Below are 17,863 nucleotides of genomic sequence, written 5' to 3'. Positions count from 1 at the left end.
CTGCTATCTAAAGTTGTATCGCGCATATCTCGCCGAGGCAAAACGCACATCACGATGCAGCGCGGGGACAAGCCCGCGAGGCAGGTGATACGGTCCACCCGACCAGAGCACGTTTCCTGCGTCGACTTCCTCTGGAGCACGTGCGAAGCCTCAATGAGCCTGCGTGTGCCGTCGTGGTGTGCCAGGGGAGACCATCAAATGCGGGTCATGGCACGATGACGGACAGAGACGTTGAAAGAAAGCTGCTTGCCGACCTGCGTCGGACGCCGAACGCGGCTCCAGCCGAGGCGCTGTTGCAGTTCAGGCGGCGGTTGCTCGAGCTGGAGCTCGAGGCCAAGGGCAAGGTGCGTTGAGCCCGATGATTTCTCGACGGAATGGGCCGGTGCGGCAGCCGACAATCCCATGGGCCGAGCGCTATGCCGTATTGCTCGTCTGTGTCTACTTCGGCGCCGTGACAGCCCTGCTATGGGTGATGGATCACATTTGACCGGTGCAGCCGAGCCTGCCGCACGAGGGCAAGCGCCACGGCATTTCTAACGAACGAAAGGGCGGCGGCGCGGACGGTCGGACACCTATTGCACTTTGATCGCAGGCTCTTCAACGTCGCCCGATATGTCCGCGACGACCCCTTCCTGTCCGACCGCCATCCGTGGCCCTGCCCTTACGTTTACCGGCGACCCGTTTCGCGACGGCCTCGACAAGACGATGGTCCACGAGCCCGATGCCATCGTCGCCATGGACCATGGACGCATCACCCACTTCGGTCCCGCCGATCGCGTGCTGCCGCAGCTGCCGGCCGGCACCGAGATCCGTGACTTCGGCAAGGATGCGCTGATCTCGGCGGGGTTCATCGACACCCACGTCCACTTCCCGCAGACGCCGATGATGGCAGCCTATGGCGCGCAACTGCTGGACTGGCTGAACCAGTACACCTTCCCTGCCGAGCTGAAGTTCGCCGACAAGGAATACGCGCGCATGGTCGCCCGCGCCTTCCTGCGCGAGAACCTGCGCAACGGCATCACGACGGCTTGCGTCTACTGCACCGTCCACCCGCATTCGGTCGACGTGCTGTTCGAGGAGGCCGAGAAGCTCGGTTTGAGGCTCGCCGCCGGCAAGGCGATGATGGACCGCAACGCACCCGAAGCGCTCAGCGACACGCCGCAGTCGAGCTACGACCAGTCGAAGGCGTTGATCGCCAAATGGCATGGCCGTGGCCGGCTGCTCTACGCCATCACGCCGCGCTACGCCGGATCGAGTTCGCCTGAGCAACTCGCGATGGCGGGTGCGCTGTGGCGCGAGCACGCCGACTGCCTGATGCAGACCCACATCGCCGAGACCCGGCAGGAAGTGGCCTGGATCAAGGAGCTGTTCCCCGACCGCCGGGACTATCTCGACGTCTACGACCACCATGGCCTGTGCGGCCAGCGCGCCGTGTTCGGCCACGGCATCTGGCTCGGCGAGCCGGAGCTGCAGCGCCTGCACGATTGCGGTGCCGCCATCTCGCACTGCCCGACCTCGAACTTCTTCCTGGGCAGCGGCGCCTTCAACCTCGCGCGCGCACTGAAGGCCGAGCGGCCGGTGCGCGTCGGCCTTGGCACCGACATTGGCGCCGGTACGTCGTTCTCGATCCTCGCGACTTTGGGCGAGGCCTACAAGGCCGCCCAGCTCAACCAACAATCCCTGTCGGCCGGCCACGCCTACTATCTCGCCACCCGGGGCTCGGCGCGGGCGATGTATCTCGACGATCGCATCGGCAGCATCGCGCCGGGCATGGAAGCCGACCTGGTCGTCCTCGACATGCGCTCGACGCCGCTGATCGACTTCCGCATGGACTTCGCCCGCGATTTTGCCGAGCAGCTCTTCATCCAGATGACGCTGGGCGACGACCGCGCCGTGCAGGCCACCTACGTTGTCGGCCGCCTGGCCCACGAGCGGGGCGACGGGCCGGCCGCCAGGGTTACAACCCCCTTTCCATAGTGTGAATATTGCGTTCCGACCCACAATATTGTGGCCGGGTCGCCATAATCGGGGTACGCTTCCTCAGGTAGCTGAAGGAGGTGCTTATCCGTCCGAGGTGTTCGAACCCCGACGGAAATCGGATCACCGGTGGACCCTCCACCGCGTGCCCTGTCAGCCTCACCTTCCGCCTGACCATCGATCGCCGACGCCTCCGCTTGCGGGGGCGTTTTGCTTTTCGGCGCTCGGTTCCCGCTCCTCTGACCAAGCTTCCGGAGTACGAATATGGCCAAACGCGCCGCACGCCGCGCCAAGCTGCACGCCATCGATAGCGCCCGTATTCACAACCTTGTCTTCGACCACACTCCGGCCAACGACCGCGATCAGAGCTACGTCCGAAAAATCCGACCGAGGAGCGACAACCAACGGATATTGATGGAGGCGATAGACACCAAACCACTCACCGTCGCCCTGGGCCCCGCCGGAACCGGCAAGACCTACCTCGCCATCTCGGCCGCCGTGGAGGCCCTTGAGGCCGGTACCGTCTCGCGCATCATGCTGTCGCGGCCGGCCGTGGAAGCCGGCGAGAACCTGGGATTCCTGCCCGGCGACATGCGTGAAAAGCTCGATCCCTACCTGCGTCCGCTGTGGGACGCCCTGAACGACCGGCTGGGTGCCAAGCGCCTGCGCCAGAACCTCGACGACGGGACGATCGAGATCGCGCCGGTCGCTTTCATGCGCGGCCGTACGCTGAACAACGCCTTCGTGCTGATCGACGAGGCGCAGAACTGCACCTACGGCCAGCTGAAGATGCTGCTGACCCGTCTGGGCTGGCATTCGACCATGGTGATGACGGGTGATCCCGACCAGACCGACCTGCTGCCCGAGCTGTCGGGCCTGGCCGCCATCGCCCAGCGCCTCGAAGGGCTCGAAGACGTCGCCGTGGTGCGGCTGACGGACAAGGACGTGGTGCGCCATCCGCTGGTCGGACGGATGTTGTCGGTGCTGTAAAGCGACCGAACTTACCCACACATTGGAACGCGGCAGACGATCGGATCAAAAAGAGAACGTCTGCCGCCACCAGTGATATATTCGGACCGTCCCCAGGTTAGATTCCATATTGAAATCAGATAATTAACCCCCAAATATTGGGCTGCTGCCACCGCCCCTACATTGAGTCAATACAGTGACGATGGCGCAACGGTAGGCTGACACCGGGCTTGTTCACAGACTTCCCCACATGGGCTCCCAAAGGCGCCCGTCGTGGTCCACTGTCTTGCAGCCCGGCGCCGGCGTAGGGATGCGTTGCAGGACCTCGTGAGCGACGAAACCGACATCGATCTGAAACCCGCCGATGAGGCAGCGCCCAGCGAAGGTTCGCTGGCCGACGGCATGCGCATCATCGGCGAGTTCGTGCACACCCTGCCGCGCAAGCCGGGCGTCTATCGCATGATCGCGGCCGACGGCGAGGTCCTCTATGTCGGCAAGGCGCGCTCGCTCAGGAGCCGCGTCGCCGCCTACACCCAGCCGACGCGGCTCGACAACCGCCTGCTGCGCATGGTCTCGGGCACCAAGACCATGGAGTTCGCGGTCACCGACAGCGAGGCCGAGGCCCTGCTGCTCGAGAACAACTACATCAAGCGCTTCAAGCCGCGCTTCAACGTGCTGCTGCGCGACGACAAGTCGTTCCCCTACATCGTCATCCGCCGCGATACCGAATGGCCGCAGCTCGCCAAGCATCGCGGCGTGCGTGACCCGAAGAACGAGTATTTCGGCCCCTTCGCATCGGCCACCGCCGTCAACCGCACGCTCTACGCGCTGCAGCGCGCCTTCCCCTTGCGATCGTGCTCCGACGGCGTGTTCTCGACCCGCACCCGACCCTGCCTGCAGTACCAGATCAAGCGCTGCACGGCGCCTTGCGTCGGCCGGATCGACCACACCGAGTACGGCGCCATCGTCGACGAGGTGCGTGGCTTCCTGGGCGGACGCAACCGCGAGGTCCAGCAGGCATTGTCGCAGCGCATGGACCAGGCGTCGGTCGGTCTCGAATTCGAACGCGCCGCGGTCCTGCGCGACCGCATCCGCGCGCTGGCCCACATCCAGTCGCACCAGTCGATCAGCCTGCCGTCGATCGACGAGGCCGACATCTTCGCCGTGCACGCCGAGGGCGGCCAGATGTGCGTGCAGGTGTTCTTTCTGCGCGCCGGCCAGAACCTCGGCAACCGTGCCTATTTCCCGAGCCACACCAAGGATCTCGACGAGCCTGCGGTGCTGTCGGCCTTCATCGGCCAGTTCTACGAATCGCGGCCTGCGCCCAAGCTGATCCTGGCCAGCCACGACGTCGTCGAGGCCGAGTTGCTGGAAAGCGCGCTGGCCATGACGGCGGGACACAAGGTCGAGATCCGCCATCCCAAGCGCGGCGACCAGAAGGACGCGCTCGATCAGGCCGTCGTCAATGCCCGCGAGGCACTGGCGCGGCGCATGGCCGAGCGCGGCACGCAGCGCCAGCTGCTGGAGGGCGTGGCGCGGGTGTTCAACCTCGACGGTCCGCCCGAGCGCATCGAAATCTACGACAACAGCCATATCCAGGGCACGGCGCCGATCGGCGCCATGGTCGTGGCCGGGCCGGACGGCTTCACCAAGAATTCCTATCGCAAGTTCAACATCAAGACCGAGGGTGCGGCGGGCGACGACTTTGCCATGATGCGCGAGGTGCTGACGCGCCGCTTCGGCCGCGCGTTGCGCGAAGACCCCGAGCGCGGTGACGAAAGCTGGCCCGACCTGGTGCTGATCGACGGCGGCCAGGGCCAGCTCGAGGTGGCGCGCCAGGTGCTGAGCGAGCTCGGCCTGGAGGACATCGCCATCGTCGGCATCGCCAAGGGCCCCGACCGCGACGCCGGTCGCGAACGCTTCTTCATGCCCGGCAAGCCGCCCTTCTCCCTCGAGCCGCGCGATCCGGTCCTCTATTTCCTGCAGCGGCTGCGGGACGAGGCGCATCGCTTCGCCATCGGCACGCATCGCACGCGGCGCGCCGCCGACATCACCAAGTCGGCGCTCGACGAGGTGCCGGGCATCGGCGCCGGCCGCAAGCGCGCCCTGCTGCATCATTTCGGCAGCGCCCGTGCGGTGGCGGTCGCCACCCTGGAGGACATCAAGGCGGTGGCGGGCATCTCCGACGCACTTGCCCAGAAAATCCATGACCACTTCCGGGGCGGCCGCTAAGAAGGACGGGCTGATGCTCAACCTCCCCAACCTCCTGACGCTGTCGCGCATCGCCGCCATTCCGCTGGTCGTCGCCTGCTTCTGGCTCGATCACGGCTGGGCGCAGTGGGTGTCGGCCAGCCTGTTCGCCGTGGCCTGCATCACCGACTGGTTCGACGGCTATTTCGCCCGGCGCTACCACCAGATCTCGCGGTTCGGCCGCTTCCTCGATCCGATCGCCGACAAGCTTCTGGTCGCGGCGGCCCTGGTGATGCTGGTCAACAACGGCACGCTGAGCGGCATCCATGTGCTGGCCGCCCTGATCATCCTGGCGCGCGAGATCCTGGTCTCCGGCCTGCGTGAATTTTTGGCCGAACTGCGGGTCGGCGTGCCGGTGAGCCAGCTCGCCAAGTGGAAGACCGGCGCCCAGATGGGGGCCATCACCATCCTGCTGTTGGGCGATGCCGTGCCGACGATCATCGGCCAGATCGGCCTGGTACTGATCTGGGTGGCTGCCGTGCTCACGCTGATCACGGGCTACGACTACCTGCGCACCGGCCTGCGCCACATGGCAGAGGGCGGGCCGACATGAAAGTCCGCTATTTCGCCTGGATGAAGCGCACCGTTGGCGTCGCCGACGAGGAAATCTCGCCGCCTGCCGACGTCAGGACGGTGGGCGACTTGGTGACGTGGCTGCGCAACCGCAGCGCCGGCCATGCCGAGGCGCTGGCCGAGGGCGCGGCCTTCGGCGCGGCGGTCGATCAGCGTACGGTGACCTTCGACGTGCCCATCACCGGCGCGCGCGAGGTTGCGTTCTTCCCGCCCTTCACAGGGGGCTGACATGGCGGTGCGCGTCCAGGAAGGCGACTTCGACGTTGGCGCCGAGCTCGACCGGCTGACCAAGGGCAACAGGCGCATCGGCGGGCTGGCGGTGTTCGTCGGCCTGGTGCGCGAGATGCATGTGCGCGAGGGCCTGCATCGCGACCGCATCGATGCGCTGACCCTGGAGCACTATCCCGGCATGACCGAGAAGGCGCTCGAGGACATCGAGGCCGAGGCCAACCGGCGCTGGCCGCTCGAGGCGACGCTCATTGTGCATCGCTACGGCCGGATGGAGGCCGGCGACCGCATCGTGCTGGTCGCGGTCGGCTCCCCTCATCGCGAGGCCGCCTTCGAGGCCTGCGAATTCCTGGTAGACTGGCTCAAGACCAAGGCGCCCTTCTGGAAGCTCGAAGAGACGCCGGCCGGCGAGAAATGGGTCGGCGCCCATGAAGGGGACGACGCCGCTGCGGCGCGCTGGGAGAAGAAGGCCCAGTAGCCCGCAGCCACTTAGGTATGCGTCCGCGTACTTCTTCGTCCTGATAAAGTTCACACAACGAAAAAAATTGGGAGTGACGCTCATGAGCTCATCGAAGCGATTCGAGGACAAGAGCCATGCGACGATGTCTCGTCGCGCGCTCGCTGGTGTGGCCGGTGCGGCCGCAGCAACCGTGGTGGCCGGACGGGCCTTCGCCCAGCAGCCGCCGGCGGCGCCACCCGCAGCGCCACCCAGGCCGGCAACACCTCCTTCCACCATCACGACGCCGCCGCGCGAGTTCGGCCCGAACGCGCCGCCCAATGTCTACTTCACCGATCCCGACGTCCTCACCGTCGACCCGAGCTTCGATGGGCTGCGCCAACCCAATGCCCCCATCCAGCGTCTGTGGACCGGCGCATTATGGTCGGAGGGACCGGCGTGGAATGCGCAGGGGCGCTATCTCGTGTGGAGCGACATCCCCAACAATCGCCAGCTGCGCTGGATCGAGGACAACGGCCGCGTCAGCACCTTCCGCAGCCCGTCGAACAACAGCAACGGCAACACGTTCGACTTCCAGGGCCGCCAGCTTTCGTGCGAGCACCTCACGCGGCGCGTCGTTCGCTATGAGCTCGATGGCTCGGCGACGGTGTTGGCCGACTCGTTCCAGGGCAAGAAGCTCAACTCGCCCAACGACGTCGTGGCCCATCCCGACGGCAGTTACTGGTTCACCGATCCGCCTTACGGCGGCCAGCTCTACGAAGGCACGCCTGACGTGGCGGGCGGCCCCAGCAATCCCGACGGCAAGATCAATCCGCGGCTCGGCCAGCCGCCGGGCATCGGCACCGTGGCCAAGCGTGAGCTGCCGACCAACTGCTATCGCATCGATCCCAGCGGACGCATCGATCTGGTCGTCACCGAGGAACAGGTACCCGATCCCAACGGCCTGTGCTTCTCGCCCGACTACAAGACGCTCTATGTCGCCAGCACCGGCAAAGGCCCCGGCGACACTGGCGCTGGCGGCAAGGGCGAGGTCTATTCCTTCACCGTCGGCACGGACAACAAGGTCTCCAACCGCAAGCTGTTCAGCGACTTCATGATCGACGGCATCAAATGCGGCCCCGACGGCCTGCGCTGCGACGTGTTCGGCAACGTCTGGGTCTCGAGCAACGCCGGCCGCAATGTCGGCTACAGCGGCGTCACGGTCTGGAGCCCCGAGGGCAAGCTTTTGGGCCGCATCCGCCTGCCCGAGATCTGCGGCAACGTCTGCTTCGGCGGCCCCAAGCGCAATCGCCTGTTCATGGCGGCGAGCCAGTCGCTCTACGCGCTCTATGTCGGCGTGCAGGGCGCAGGACCGGGCTGAAGTCTCTTCCGGACCGCACGCGTCCCCGCGCGCTCATGAGCGCGCGGGGACGCGCGCGGTCCGGAAGACGAAGGCTCAGCCCTTGTAATTCTCCACCACGCCCGCCGGCCGCACATCGGCCTCGTCGGGATCGCGGCCGAACTCGCGCAGCGCGCGGCGCTGGCGCAGCAGGTCCCAGCAGCGATCGAGCTCGACATTGATCGCGGCCAGGCGTTTGCGCTGGTCGTCGGTCATGTCCTTCTCGGCGTAGAGGTGCTTCTCCTCGGCCACGAGATGCTCGATGTGGCCAAGGACGCTCTTGTCTGTCGTGTGCAGAGTCATGCGACCTCCAAAAATCAGGCCCCTCCCCCGTCGTACGGGGGAGGGTACGGGAGGGGGAAAGCCTCAGTAGAGATGTTTGCAGATTTCAGATCTGCAAGTGTCGAAGAGCATTGTTGTCGCCTGCCCCCTCCCTACCCTCCCCCGTAAGACGGGGGAGGAAAAAAGAAGAAAAAGAGGACGTCAGCCCAATGCCACCAGCGCCAGGTCGACGGCGCCCCGCTCGCGCAGTTTGTCGGCCGCGGCAAGAGCGCGCTGGCCGCTGCGGCAACACAGGACGATGCGTGCCGAAGGCGGCGGCTCCATGACCAGGTCCTCGACGGTCTCGACACTGAGGCGTCGTCCGCCGGCGAATGGCTCGGGTGCTTCGTCGACGCCACGCAGATCGACCACCAGATCGCCGGCCATCACCGCTTCAGGCGCGATGAACGGCACGTACCTGTCGGGCTCCGGCGTGCCAGCAAAACCGAAGCCGCCGAACGCCATGCGCCTGGCATCGAAGGTGACGACCCGGCCCAGCACGCTCGGCTCCAGGCCGAGCAGCAGATGCAGGGCGAGGTGCGCCTGCAGGCTGCCCAAGACGGCGACGGCGGTGCCCAGCACGCCGACGCTGGCACAGGTGCCGCCATCGACCGAGACGTCGGGAAAGACCGCGCGATAGCTCGGCCCGCCGCCGCAGAACGCACCGGCATAGCCGGTCATGCCGATCACCGAGGCGCTGACCAACGGCTTGGCCGTTACATGGCAAACGTCGCTCAGGATGTAGCTGACGGCAAAGCTGTCGGCGGCATCGATCACGAGATCCGCGCCGGCGACCAGAGTCGCGGCATTCTGCGGCGTCAGGCGCGCGACGACGGGCGTCGCCTCGATCGCCGGATTGAAGCGCTTCAGCACCGCAGCCGCCGTCTCGGCCTTCGGCTTGCCGATATCGGCCATCGCATAGAGCGGCTGGCGATGGAGATTGGTCTCCTCGACCGTATCGTGATCGACGATGGTGAGGCGACCGACGCCGGCGCCCGCGAGATACTGCAGCACCGGGCAGCCCAGACCGCCGGCGCCGACCACCAGGACGGAAGCGACAGCGAGTCGGGCCTGTCCTTCCGCGCCGACATCCGGAAGCACCACCTGCCGCGCATAGCGATCGCTCATGGCTTCCTCCTCGTGGCGGCGATCCAGGCCTTCGCCTGGCCCTCGGGATCGCGATGGTTGACGACGTCGCCGACCACGGCGGCGATGTCGGCACCGGACTTCAGACACAACAGTGCGCGCTCAAGGGTAAGGCCGCCGATCGCCACCAGCGGCCGGTTGCCGATCAGGCGCTTCCATTCGGCCAGCCGCTCGGTGCCCTGCGGCGCCCACGGCATCTGCTTGAGCAGGGTCGGCCAGATCGGACCCAACGCGACATAGTCGGGATCGACGGCAAGTCCCTTGTCCAGCTCGGCATGGTCGTGGGTGCTGACGCCGATCCTGATGTTGGCGCGGCGCAATGCCTTGATGTCGGCGTCCAAAAGATCTTCCTGGCCGAGATGGACGTAGTCGCAGCGTTCATCGATCGCCGCCTGCCAGTAGTCGTTGACGATCAGCTGGGCGCCATGGAGGACGCAGATGTCCCTCGCCTCCCTGACCTGGCGGCCGATCTCGTTGGCGGGCTGGTTCTTGATGCGAAGCTGGATCAGCCGCGTGCCGATCGGCACGAGGCGCTTCACCCAGCTCACGTCCGGGACGACGGGGTAGAAGGGATCAAGCACGTCAGACGCCTCCCAGCACGGCCTTGCCGATCACCGGCGTCGACGGCTGCGCCATGTCGCGCGGCTCGAGCGGCTGTGCGAGATAGGCGGCCCGGCCAGCCTCGACGGCAAGCGCGAAGGCGCGTGCCATCTCGACGGGATCGCCCGCCTCGGCCACCGCGGTGTTGAGCAGCACGGCGTCATAGCCCAGCTCCATCGCCGCCGCGGCGTGCGAGGGCACGCCCAGCCCGGCATCGACCACCAGCGGGATGTCGGGGAAATGCGCGCGCAGCGACTTCAGTCCATAGACGTTGTTCAGGCCGCGCGCCGAGCCGATCGGCGCGCCCCACGGCATCAGCACGCGGCAGCCGGCCTCGACGAGGCGGTCGGCGACCACGAGATCCTCGGTCGTGTAGGGAAACACCTCGAAGCCGTCCCGGGCGAGGATGCGCGCCGCTTCGACCAGGCCGAACACATCGGGCTGCAGGGTGTCGGCATCCCCGATCACCTCCAGCTTGATCCACGGCGTGTCGAACAGCTCGCGCGCCATGTGGGCCGTCGTCACCGCCTCCTTCACCGAGTGGCAGCCCGCGGTGTTGGGCAGCACGCGGAGCCCCAGCGACTGGATGAACTGCCAGAAGCTCTGGCCGGCCCGTCCCGTACCGCCTTCGCGGCGCAGGGAGACGGTGACGACTTCGGCCCTGGAAGCCTTGATGGCGCGCTCGAGGACAGCCGGCGACGGATAGCGTGCCGTGCCCAGCAGCAGGCGCGAGGAAAGGTCTACGCCGTAGAACATGGTCAGCCTCCCTGCATCGGCGCCACGACCTCGATGCGGTCGCCGTCGGCGAGTTGTGTCGCAGGACGCGCCGCAGCGGCGACGAAGCGGCCGTTCACCGCCGTCGCGATCTTGCGGCCGCCAAAGCCCAGCGAGTCGAGTACCGTGGCCAGGGTGGCCGCGTCGACGTCATGCGCGTCGTCGTTGAGGAAGATCCGCATGGTTGGTCTCCGGTTGAAGCATCGACAGGACGGCGTCCGCGGTGCGCCGCGCGAGAGTGGGCGCCAGCAGGAAGCCGTGACGGAACAGGCCGTTGGCGTGCAGCACATGGCCGCTTCGCCTGATGTCCGGCAGGTTGTCGGGAAAGGCCGGGCGCAGATCGGCGCCCAGCTCGACGATCTCGGCCTCGCCGAACCCCGGATGCAGGGCGTAGGCGGCATTCAACAGCTCGACGGCCGAACGCACGCTGACGGGGCCGCGCCGCTCACTTTCGATCATGGTGGCGCCGATCATGAACAGGCCATTGCCACGCGGCACGATGTAGAGCGGGAGGCGCGGATGCAGCATGCGCACCGGCCGCTGCAGCGATACGTCGGGCGAGCGCACCATCACCATCTCGCCGCGCACACCGCGCAGGTCCGGCAGGGCGTCGCGGGCGGCGAGGCCGCGGCAGTCGACGACGACGTCGGCGCGAGCGTCCTGCGGAGCCAGCTCGACACCGAAGCGGATCACGACGCCCCTGTCCTGCAAACGCTCCGCAAGGGCGGCCAAGGCCCGCCGCGGATCGAGATGCGCCTCATCCCGAAAGAACAGCGCGCGCCGGAAGCGGCCGGCAAGATCGGGCTCGAACTTGGCGATGCCATCGGCATCCAGCCAGTCGAAGTGTTCGGTCCGCTGGGCAAAGCGCGTGAGGTCGGGCAGGTCGCGCGGCTGGGCGACCACCAGGCTGCCCTGGCGCGCCGTCCCGGGAAAGCGCTCGGCCCACCAGTCGATCGACGGCGCGCCCCACTCGGCGACCTCGGGCTCGGTGGTGGCGCGTTCGCACCACGGCGCCAGCATGCCGCCCGCCATCCAGGAGCAGCTCCCCTCGCCCAGCGTCCGGGCACGCTCGACCACCTCGACGCTCAGGCCGCGCTCAGCCAGCTCGAGGGCGCAGGTCAGACCGGCAACACCGGCGCCGATGACGATGATGGTTGGCTTGGCCAATGGCTACTCCCGTTCCTTCGCCGGCATGATCCGGATCAGGTTCAAAGGGTTCAGCCCCACTGGCTGTCTCAGCCCGGATCCCTTGCGGAAACCGGACACCCCTCGGACGTAATAAAAGAAAGTGCTGAAGGGCCCCTCTGTCAAGGGCAGGTGAAACCATTCCTTGACGAAGCCCTCAGATCGGAATTCTCACGGTGACGCGCAGCCCGCCCAGTTCCGACGGGGCGAGTGCCACGTCGCCGCCGTGGCTGCGGGCCACGTCGCGGGCGATGGTGAGGCCGAGGCCGACGCCGCCGGTGTCGACGTTGCGCGATTCGTCGAGACGGAAGAATGGCCGGAACACGTCCTCGTACTTGTCGGGCGGGATGCCCGGGCCATTGTCGTCGATGGTGATCTCGACCGAGGTGCGGCCGCGCACGGCCTGCAGCTGCACCATGGTGCCGTAACGCAGCGCGTTGGATACTAGGTTGGTCAGGCAGCGCTTGATGGCGAGCGGCCTGAGCTGGACGTTCATGTCACCCTGCCAGGTCACCTCGACATTGGCATTGTCGCGCCGGGCGCCCGCAGCCACGTCCTCGAGGATCTCGGAGAGATCGGTCGGGATCGGGTCCTCGTCGCCCTCGCCGCGGGCAAAGGCAAGGTAGCCCTCGATCATGCGCTCCATGTCGGAGACGTCGTCCGAAAGCTCCTTGGTCTCGGGCGAATCGGCCAGGAGCGCCAGCGAGAGTTTCATGCGGGTGAGAGGAGTCCGCAGGTCGTGGCTGACGCCGGCCAGCATCTCGGTGCGCTGCTGGATCGAACGGCGCAGGCGGATGCGCATGGTGTGGAAGGCGGTGGCGGCGTTGCGCACCTCGCGCGTGCCGCCGGAAAAGGCGAAGTCGGGCACGTCACGCCCCTTGCCCAGCGCGTCGGCCGCGACGCCGAGATGGGCGATCGGCACCAGCTCGCGATGCATGAACCAGATGGCCAACCCGAACAGCACCAGGGCGAGGCCGACCTGGGCGATGACGTAGGCAAAGCTCGAGCCGAAGGTCAGGCGCACATGCGGCACCAGCACGTCCATGACGTCGCCGTCATTGAGCTGGATCTCGATCAGCATCTGGCCGCCGCCGATGTTGTTGTCGATGTAGTAAGGGCTTTTGAGGTCGGCCTCAAGCGCGCCCTGGACCTCGCGGGCAGCGATGTCGAAGTACTCAGGCTCCCTGAACGGCCGCACGATGCCCTTGCGGAAGCTGACATAGAGCAGCAGGTCCTGGGCCGAGCGGCGGATGATCCAGGCGCGGTGTGCATCGTCGGGGAACTCGGCGCGCAGTGCGATCAACATGCGCAGGTCGCGCACCAGCAGGATGGCGAGCCGGTTGGTCACGTTGTCGCCGCGCTGGCTGTAGAACCACCAGGCCGACAGCGCCTGCAGCAGCAGCATCGGCACGACGATGATGATCAGCGCCCGGGCGAACAGCGTCTGGGGCGAGTGGCGATCGGCGAAGCGGGCGATGCTCTCGAAGAGGTCGCGAGCGGCGGCTACGATCATGCGTCGACCAGGCGGTAGCCCTGGCCTCGGACGGTGCGCAGATAACGCGGGAAGGACGGGTCGGGCTCGATCTTGCGACGTAGCCGCGTGACCTGCACGTCGATGGCCCGCTCGTTGACGGCCAGGCCGACGCTTTTGCAGAGCGTCTCTCGGCTCAGCACCTCGCTCAGGCGCGCCGTGAACACGCGCAACAGCGCGGTCTCCGCGTCGGTAAGCGGCATGCGCTTACCCTTGCTGGTGAGCTCGCCCAGCTCGTGGTCGAACTGGAAGGGACCGAATACGACAAGGCGCTGCGGTTCGTCGGACGGCGCCGCCACGGTGCGGTTACGCTTCAACACGTTCTGAATGCGCAACAGCAGCTCGCGCGGCTCGAACGGCTTGCCGAGATAGTCGTCGACGCCGGTCTCGAGGCCGGCGATGCGATCCTTGGTGTCGCCCATCGCCGTCAGCATCAGGATCGGCACGTCGTCGCTGCGCCGGATCTCGGTGGCGAAGTCGAGGCCGGTCTGCCCCGGCATCATGACGTCGAGCACGATCAGGTCGAAGTCGATCACGCCCAGCCGCTCGCGCGCTTCGGCGGCCTGGCTGGCGACGGTGACGCGAAAACCGTTCTTCGACAGGAAGGTGCGCAGAAGCTCGCGCAGGCGGGTGTCGTCATCGACAACCAGGATGTGCGGCTTGTCGGCCGAGGCATCCATGAGGCTCACCGGGGCACGCGCACCCGCTTGTCGACGATGGCACGTTCAGCGGGATCGAGCAGGCCCAGCAGGACCTTGCGGAAACCCTCGACCGAGTCGGCGCCGGTCTCGCGGTAGGCGCGGGCAAAGCGCGCGCTCTGGCGGTCGGTCAGCTCGCGCTCGAGCTTGATGCCCTTCTCGGTGAGCCACAGCAGGCGCTCGCGGCGATCGCGCGCGCCACTTTTCTGCTCGACGTAGCCCTGCTCGAGAAGGTCCTTCAGCACGCGCGAGATCGACTGCTTGGTGACCTTCAGGATCGACAGGAGGTGGCCGACCGTGTGACCGGGATGGCGGCCGATGAAATAGAGCGCGCGATGATGGGCCCGGCCGAGCTGGTAGCGCTTGAGCTGCTGGTCGGATTCGAACGTGAAGTCGCGATAGGCATAGAACATCAGCTCTATGCCCTGGCGCAGCTCCTCATCGCGCAGGAACAGCGGATTAGCCGGAGTTTTCGATTCCACCATGTTGTCTACTTATTGTCGGTCTGTGCCGATTCTCTTGTGTTGCCTGACTATAGCATCTCGGGAAGCCGATGTTTCGCCGGACGGGCTTCCCGTTCCGACATAATCTTGCCGCTTCTCTAGAGTCCTCGATGCCCTTCGGCGTCGCGCAGCGCCTGGTCCTCGATCTGGATGGTCGTGTGCGTCAGGTTGAACTTCGCCTTCATCGCTTCGTTGACCTGCAGCAGCGTTTCGCGCGCCCGCGCCATGTCGGCGATGACGACATGGCAGCTCATCGCATCGAGCCCCGAGGTGATCGTCCAGACGTGCAGGTCGTGGACCGCCACCACGCCGGGGATCTCCTTGATGGCGCCTTCCAGCAGCACGAGGTCGATCTCGGGCGGCGTGCCCTCCATCAGGATATGGATCGCCTGCTTCATCAATGACCAGGTGCGCGGCACGATGAAGAGGCCAATGCCGGCGCCGATGATCGGGTCGGCCAGCCGCCAGCCGGTGAACATGACGATCAGGGCGGCGATGATGACGCCGAGCGACCCCAGCATGTCGCTCATGACCTCGAAATAGGCGCCCTTCACGTTCAGGCTTTCGCTCGATCCGGCGGCCAGGAGCTTCATGCTGCCGAGATTGACGGCAAGCCCGACCACGGCCACCGCCAGCATCGGCCCGGCCAGGATCGGCGGCGGATTGATGAAGCGGTCGACCGCCTCGTAGAGGATGAAGATCGTGACCAGCAGCAGGACCACGGCGTTGAGCAACGCCGACAGGATCTCCAGGCGCACGTAGCCGTAGGTCTTCTGCGGCGTCGCCGCCCGTTCGGCGAAGCGGATGGCGATCAGCGCCAGCGCGAGCCCGCCAGCATCGGTCATCATGTGGGCGGCATCGGCAATCAGCGCCAGGCTACCGCTCAGCAGACCGCCCACGGCCTCGACCACCATGAAGCCCGCGGTGAGCGCCAGAGCGCCCTTCAGCTTGCCCTTGTGCCGGCCCCCGGCGGTGCCCCCCTGCGTGTGTCCGGCGTGCGTGTGTCCGGCATGCGAATGACCCATGGGGTCGATTCTACATCGGCCCGTGTGGAGTCCTTCAGACATATTGACAAGGTCAGTATTGCTGACCTATTTAGTTATAAGCTTGCATTTGGGTGAGTCCAAACGACCGATTTGGCAAAAATTGCGAGGAGAAACAGCAATGTCCTTAAGCATGGATGACCGCGACGGCTTCATCTGGCTCGACGGCAAGGTCGTGCCGTGGCGCGACAGCCGCATGCATGTACTGACCCACGCCCTGCATTACGGCTCGGCCGTCTTCGAAGGCGAGCGCATCTATGACGGCCGCGTCTTCCGCCTGGCCGCCCATAGCCAGCGCCTGATCAACTCCGCCCGCCTGCTCGACTACGAGATCCCGTGGACGCGCCAGCAGATCGAAGAGGCAACGCGCGCCGTGGTCAAGGCCAACGGCCTGCAGTCGGGCTATGTCCGGCCGATCGCCTGGCGCGGCTCGGAGGTGATGGGGGTGTCGGCCATCGGGACTACCGTGCATCTCGCCATCGCGCCGTGGGCGCAGGAGGGCCGGCTGTCGGTCCAGGCGCGCGATGCCGGCATCAACGTCACCATGGCCAAGTACCGCCGTCCGTCGGCCGACTTCGCGCCCGGCCACGCCAAGGTGGCGGGCCTCTACCTGATCTGCGGCATCGAGAAGGACAAGGCGCTCAAGGCGGGCTTCGACGATGCGCTGATGCTGGACTGGAAGGGCGACCTGGCCGAATCGACCGGCGCCAACATCTTCCTGGTGATCGATGGCACGTTGGTGACGCCGACGCCGGAGAACTTCCTGGATGGCATCACGCGGCGCGCCGTCATGAGCCTGGCGCGCAAGCGCGGCTGGTCGGTCGAGGAGCGCACGGTGAAGCCACAGGAACTCAGCCGCGCGAGCGAAGTTTTCCTCTGCGGCACGGCGGCCGAGATCGTTCCGGTGGGATCGGTCGACGGCCACAACTATCAGGCCGGCCCTGTTGCACGCACCCTGATGGCGGATTTCCATAAGCTGGTGCGATCGCCCGACTGCGAAGGCTTCGGCGAATCGACGCATCTCGCGCCGCCGGTCGACCGGGCGGCCTGAGTTCCTGTGCTACAGTCAGGGCAAATACCCGAGAGAAAAATGTCCAAGACCAAGCTTCAGTTCGTTCACCATCCTCATCCGTCGCCGGTGCCGGCCGACAAGCGCGCCGAGCTCTTGAAGAATCCGGGATTCGGCCGGGTGTTCTCCGACCACATGGTGACCATCCGCTATCACGAGTCCAAGGGCTGGTACGACGCGCGCATCGAGCCGCGGGCGCCGATCCCGATGGATCCGGCGGCGGCCGTCCTGCACTACGCGCAGGAAATCTTCGAAGGGCTGAAGGCCTATAAAACCAAAGACGGCGGGGCGACCATGTTCCGCCCGACCGAGAACGCGCGGCGCTTCCAGAAGTCGGCCGATCGGCTCGCCATGCCGAGCCTGCCGGAGGAGCTGTTCGTCGAGGCGTGCGATCTCCTGGTGAAGACCGACCGCGCCTGGATCCCGGATGGCGACGGCGCCAGCCTGTACATCCGGCCCTTCATGTTCGCCAACGAGATCTTCCTCGGCGTGAAGCCGTCGTCGGACTACCTGTTCATCGTCATCGCCTCGTCGGTCGGCTCGTACTTCAAGACCGATGCGCCGGCGGTGTCGCTCTGGGTGTCGCAGGAATTCACGCGCGCGGCGCCGGGTGGAACCGGCGCGGCCAAGTGCGGCGGCAACTACGCATCGAGCCTGCTCGCCCAGGCCGAGGCGACGCGCCATGGCTGCGATCAGGTCGTGTTCCTCGATGCCGTCGAGCAGAAGTGGGTCGAGGAGCTGGGCGGCATGAACATCTTCTTCGTGTTCGACGACGGCTCGATGGTGACGCCGCCGCTCGGCGGCACGATCCTGCCCGGCATCACGCGCTCCTCGCTGCTGACGCTCGCCAAGGACAAGGGCATCAAGGTGCGCGAGGACCGCTACTCGATCGACCAGTGGCGCACCGACGCACGCAGCGGCCGCCTGCGCGAGGCTTTCGCCTGCGGCACCGCTGCGGTGGTGACGCCGATCGGCACCGTGCGCAGCAAGGACGGCGAGTTCAAGATCGGCAACGGCGGCCCCGGCACCCAAACCGAGGACCTGAAGTCGGCGCTCGTCGGCATCCAGCGCGGCCACACCGCCGACAAGTACGGCTGGATCCACAAAGTGTTTTGATGGGAGCGCGGGCCTCCGGCCCGCATCATGAGCGGGCCGGAGGCC

General features: G+C 66.5%; 20 protein-coding genes and 1 riboswitch. Of the genes, 10 read left to right on the top strand and 10 right to left on the bottom strand.

Annotation, left to right across the window (positions count from 1 at the left end):
• The first annotated feature begins 215 nt into the window (after positions 1-215).
• The 8 genes from RSO01_RS47815 to RSO01_RS36455 all read left to right on the top strand — a co-directional run bounded on the left by RSO01_RS47815 (position 216) and on the right by RSO01_RS36455 (position 7,814).
• Positions 216-353: a hypothetical protein gene (locus RSO01_RS47815; RefSeq protein ID WP_170303631.1), complete on the top strand. Its 138-nt coding sequence runs from the start codon at positions 216-218 to the stop codon at positions 351-353.
• 259 nt (positions 354-612) lie between these two features.
• A complete protein-coding gene (gene guaD, locus RSO01_RS36485; RefSeq protein WP_147155532.1) occupies positions 613-1,977 on the top strand; it encodes a guanine deaminase in 1,365 nt (454 codons plus the stop codon).
• Between the two features lie 264 nt (positions 1,978-2,241).
• The gene (locus tag RSO01_RS36480; protein WP_147155531.1) at positions 2,242-2,967 is read left to right on the top strand and encodes a PhoH family protein; all 726 of its coding nucleotides are present in this window, start codon (positions 2,242-2,244) and stop codon (positions 2,965-2,967) included.
• Positions 2,968-3,273: 306 nt separating this feature from the next.
• Positions 3,274-5,178 (top strand): excinuclease ABC subunit UvrC, encoded by a 1,905-nt coding sequence (gene uvrC / locus RSO01_RS36475; RefSeq protein ID WP_246159062.1) that lies wholly within the window; start codon positions 3,274-3,276, stop codon positions 5,176-5,178.
• 13 nt (positions 5,179-5,191) lie between these two features.
• The gene (pgsA, locus tag RSO01_RS36470; protein WP_218037565.1) at positions 5,192-5,749 is read left to right on the top strand and encodes a CDP-diacylglycerol--glycerol-3-phosphate 3-phosphatidyltransferase; all 558 of its coding nucleotides are present in this window, start codon (positions 5,192-5,194) and stop codon (positions 5,747-5,749) included.
• Complete coding sequence (moaD, locus tag RSO01_RS36465; RefSeq protein ID WP_147155530.1) at positions 5,746-5,997, top strand: molybdopterin converting factor subunit 1; 252 nt, start codon at positions 5,746-5,748, stop codon at positions 5,995-5,997. The genes pgsA and moaD overlap by 4 nt, the downstream gene beginning before the upstream one ends.
• Position 5,998: 1 nt before the next feature.
• On the top strand, positions 5,999-6,475 hold the full coding sequence (locus tag RSO01_RS36460) for a molybdenum cofactor biosynthesis protein MoaE (protein ID WP_147155529.1): 477 nt from the start codon (positions 5,999-6,001) through the stop codon (positions 6,473-6,475).
• A gap of 82 nt (positions 6,476-6,557) precedes the next feature.
• Positions 6,558-7,814, top strand: coding sequence for an SMP-30/gluconolactonase/LRE family protein (locus RSO01_RS36455; RefSeq protein WP_246159060.1), 1,257 nt, complete (start codon positions 6,558-6,560; stop codon positions 7,812-7,814).
• A gap of 75 nt (positions 7,815-7,889) precedes the next feature.
• Here the strand turns inward: RSO01_RS36455 and RSO01_RS36450 are convergent, their stop codons facing one another.
• The 10 genes from RSO01_RS36450 to RSO01_RS36405 all read right to left on the bottom strand — a co-directional run bounded on the left by RSO01_RS36450 (position 7,890) and on the right by RSO01_RS36405 (position 15,615).
• Positions 7,890-8,135 carry a DUF2630 family protein gene (locus RSO01_RS36450; RefSeq protein ID WP_147155528.1) on the bottom strand — a complete coding sequence of 82 codons (246 nt, stop codon included), beginning with the start codon at positions 8,133-8,135 and terminating at the stop codon, positions 7,890-7,892.
• 180 nt (positions 8,136-8,315) lie between these two features.
• Complete coding sequence (locus RSO01_RS36445) at positions 8,316-9,281, bottom strand: HesA/MoeB/ThiF family protein (protein ID WP_147155527.1); 966 nt, start codon at positions 9,279-9,281, stop codon at positions 8,316-8,318.
• Complete coding sequence (locus RSO01_RS36440) at positions 9,278-9,880, bottom strand: thiamine phosphate synthase (protein WP_147155526.1); 603 nt, start codon at positions 9,878-9,880, stop codon at positions 9,278-9,280. Before RSO01_RS36440 ends, RSO01_RS36445 begins: the two co-directional genes overlap by 4 nt.
• Before the next feature lies 1 nt (position 9,881).
• Complete coding sequence (locus RSO01_RS36435) at positions 9,882-10,655, bottom strand: thiazole synthase (RefSeq protein WP_147155525.1); 774 nt, start codon at positions 10,653-10,655, stop codon at positions 9,882-9,884.
• Between the two features lie 2 nt (positions 10,656-10,657).
• Entirely contained in the window at positions 10,658-10,855 is a 198-nt protein-coding gene (gene thiS, locus RSO01_RS36430; RefSeq protein ID WP_147155524.1) for a sulfur carrier protein ThiS, read from the bottom strand.
• A complete protein-coding gene (gene thiO / locus RSO01_RS36425; RefSeq protein ID WP_174825979.1) occupies positions 10,824-11,840 on the bottom strand; it encodes a glycine oxidase ThiO in 1,017 nt (338 codons plus the stop codon). The genes thiS and thiO overlap by 32 nt, the downstream gene beginning before the upstream one ends.
• Positions 11,836-11,953, bottom strand: a riboswitch (TPP riboswitch). It overlaps the preceding gene by 5 nt.
• Positions 11,954-12,015: 62 nt before the next feature.
• Complete coding sequence (locus RSO01_RS36420) at positions 12,016-13,371, bottom strand: sensor histidine kinase (protein WP_147155523.1); 1,356 nt, start codon at positions 13,369-13,371, stop codon at positions 12,016-12,018.
• The gene (locus RSO01_RS36415) at positions 13,368-14,069 is read right to left on the bottom strand and encodes a response regulator (protein ID WP_147155522.1); all 702 of its coding nucleotides are present in this window, start codon (positions 14,067-14,069) and stop codon (positions 13,368-13,370) included. Before RSO01_RS36415 ends, RSO01_RS36420 begins: the two co-directional genes overlap by 4 nt.
• Positions 14,070-14,074: 5 nt before the next feature.
• Positions 14,075-14,572 (bottom strand): MarR family winged helix-turn-helix transcriptional regulator, encoded by a 498-nt coding sequence (locus RSO01_RS36410; RefSeq protein ID WP_147155521.1) that lies wholly within the window; start codon positions 14,570-14,572, stop codon positions 14,075-14,077.
• 116 nt (positions 14,573-14,688) lie between these two features.
• On the bottom strand, positions 14,689-15,615 hold the full coding sequence (locus tag RSO01_RS36405; protein ID WP_147155520.1) for a cation diffusion facilitator family transporter: 927 nt from the start codon (positions 15,613-15,615) through the stop codon (positions 14,689-14,691).
• 139 nt (positions 15,616-15,754) lie between these two features.
• Between RSO01_RS36405 and RSO01_RS36400 the strand changes: the two genes are divergently transcribed.
• Both RSO01_RS36400 and RSO01_RS36395 read left to right on the top strand, forming a co-directional pair.
• Positions 15,755-16,684 (top strand): branched-chain amino acid aminotransferase, encoded by a 930-nt coding sequence (locus tag RSO01_RS36400; RefSeq protein WP_147155519.1) that lies wholly within the window; start codon positions 15,755-15,757, stop codon positions 16,682-16,684.
• 39 nt (positions 16,685-16,723) lie between these two features.
• Positions 16,724-17,818, top strand: a complete 1,095-nt coding sequence (locus RSO01_RS36395; protein ID WP_147155518.1) for a branched-chain amino acid aminotransferase — start codon at positions 16,724-16,726, stop codon at positions 17,816-17,818.
• Positions 17,819-17,863: the final 45 nt, after the last annotated feature.

The sequence above is a fragment of the Reyranella soli genome (assembly GCF_007992495.1).
Classification (GTDB): Bacteria; Pseudomonadota; Alphaproteobacteria; order Reyranellales; family Reyranellaceae; genus Reyranella; species Reyranella soli.
This window is presented reverse-complemented; position numbering and strand designations above follow the sequence as displayed.

Coding starts and splice junctions, on each gene's coding strand:
- RSO01_RS36445 (WP_147155527.1), bottom strand. CDS start 9,281: ATGAGCGATCGCTATGCGCGGCAGGTGGTGCTTCCGGATGTCGGCGCG.
- RSO01_RS36415 (WP_147155522.1), bottom strand. CDS start 14,069: ATGGATGCCTCGGCCGACAAGCCGCACATCCTGGTTGTCGATGACGAC.
- RSO01_RS36395 (WP_147155518.1), top strand. CDS start 16,724: ATGTCCAAGACCAAGCTTCAGTTCGTTCACCATCCTCATCCGTCGCCG.
- RSO01_RS36455 (WP_246159060.1), top strand. CDS start 6,558: ATGAGCTCATCGAAGCGATTCGAGGACAAGAGCCATGCGACGATGTCT.
- RSO01_RS36405 (WP_147155520.1), bottom strand. CDS start 15,615: ATGGGTCATTCGCATGCCGGACACACGCACGCCGGACACACGCAGGGG.
- RSO01_RS36450 (WP_147155528.1), bottom strand. CDS start 8,135: ATGACTCTGCACACGACAGACAAGAGCGTCCTTGGCCACATCGAGCAT.
- thiS (WP_147155524.1), bottom strand. CDS start 10,855: ATGCGGATCTTCCTCAACGACGACGCGCATGACGTCGACGCGGCCACC.
- RSO01_RS36480 (WP_147155531.1), top strand. CDS start 2,242: ATGGCCAAACGCGCCGCACGCCGCGCCAAGCTGCACGCCATCGATAGC.
- pgsA (WP_218037565.1), top strand. CDS start 5,192: ATGCTCAACCTCCCCAACCTCCTGACGCTGTCGCGCATCGCCGCCATT.
- RSO01_RS36460 (WP_147155529.1), top strand. CDS start 5,999: ATGGCGGTGCGCGTCCAGGAAGGCGACTTCGACGTTGGCGCCGAGCTC.
- RSO01_RS36410 (WP_147155521.1), bottom strand. CDS start 14,572: ATGGTGGAATCGAAAACTCCGGCTAATCCGCTGTTCCTGCGCGATGAG.
- RSO01_RS36435 (WP_147155525.1), bottom strand. CDS start 10,655: ATGTTCTACGGCGTAGACCTTTCCTCGCGCCTGCTGCTGGGCACGGCA.
- RSO01_RS47815 (WP_170303631.1), top strand. CDS start 216: ATGACGGACAGAGACGTTGAAAGAAAGCTGCTTGCCGACCTGCGTCGG.
- guaD (WP_147155532.1), top strand. CDS start 613: ATGTCCGCGACGACCCCTTCCTGTCCGACCGCCATCCGTGGCCCTGCC.
- moaD (WP_147155530.1), top strand. CDS start 5,746: ATGAAAGTCCGCTATTTCGCCTGGATGAAGCGCACCGTTGGCGTCGCC.
- RSO01_RS36420 (WP_147155523.1), bottom strand. CDS start 13,371: ATGATCGTAGCCGCCGCTCGCGACCTCTTCGAGAGCATCGCCCGCTTC.
- RSO01_RS36400 (WP_147155519.1), top strand. CDS start 15,755: ATGTCCTTAAGCATGGATGACCGCGACGGCTTCATCTGGCTCGACGGC.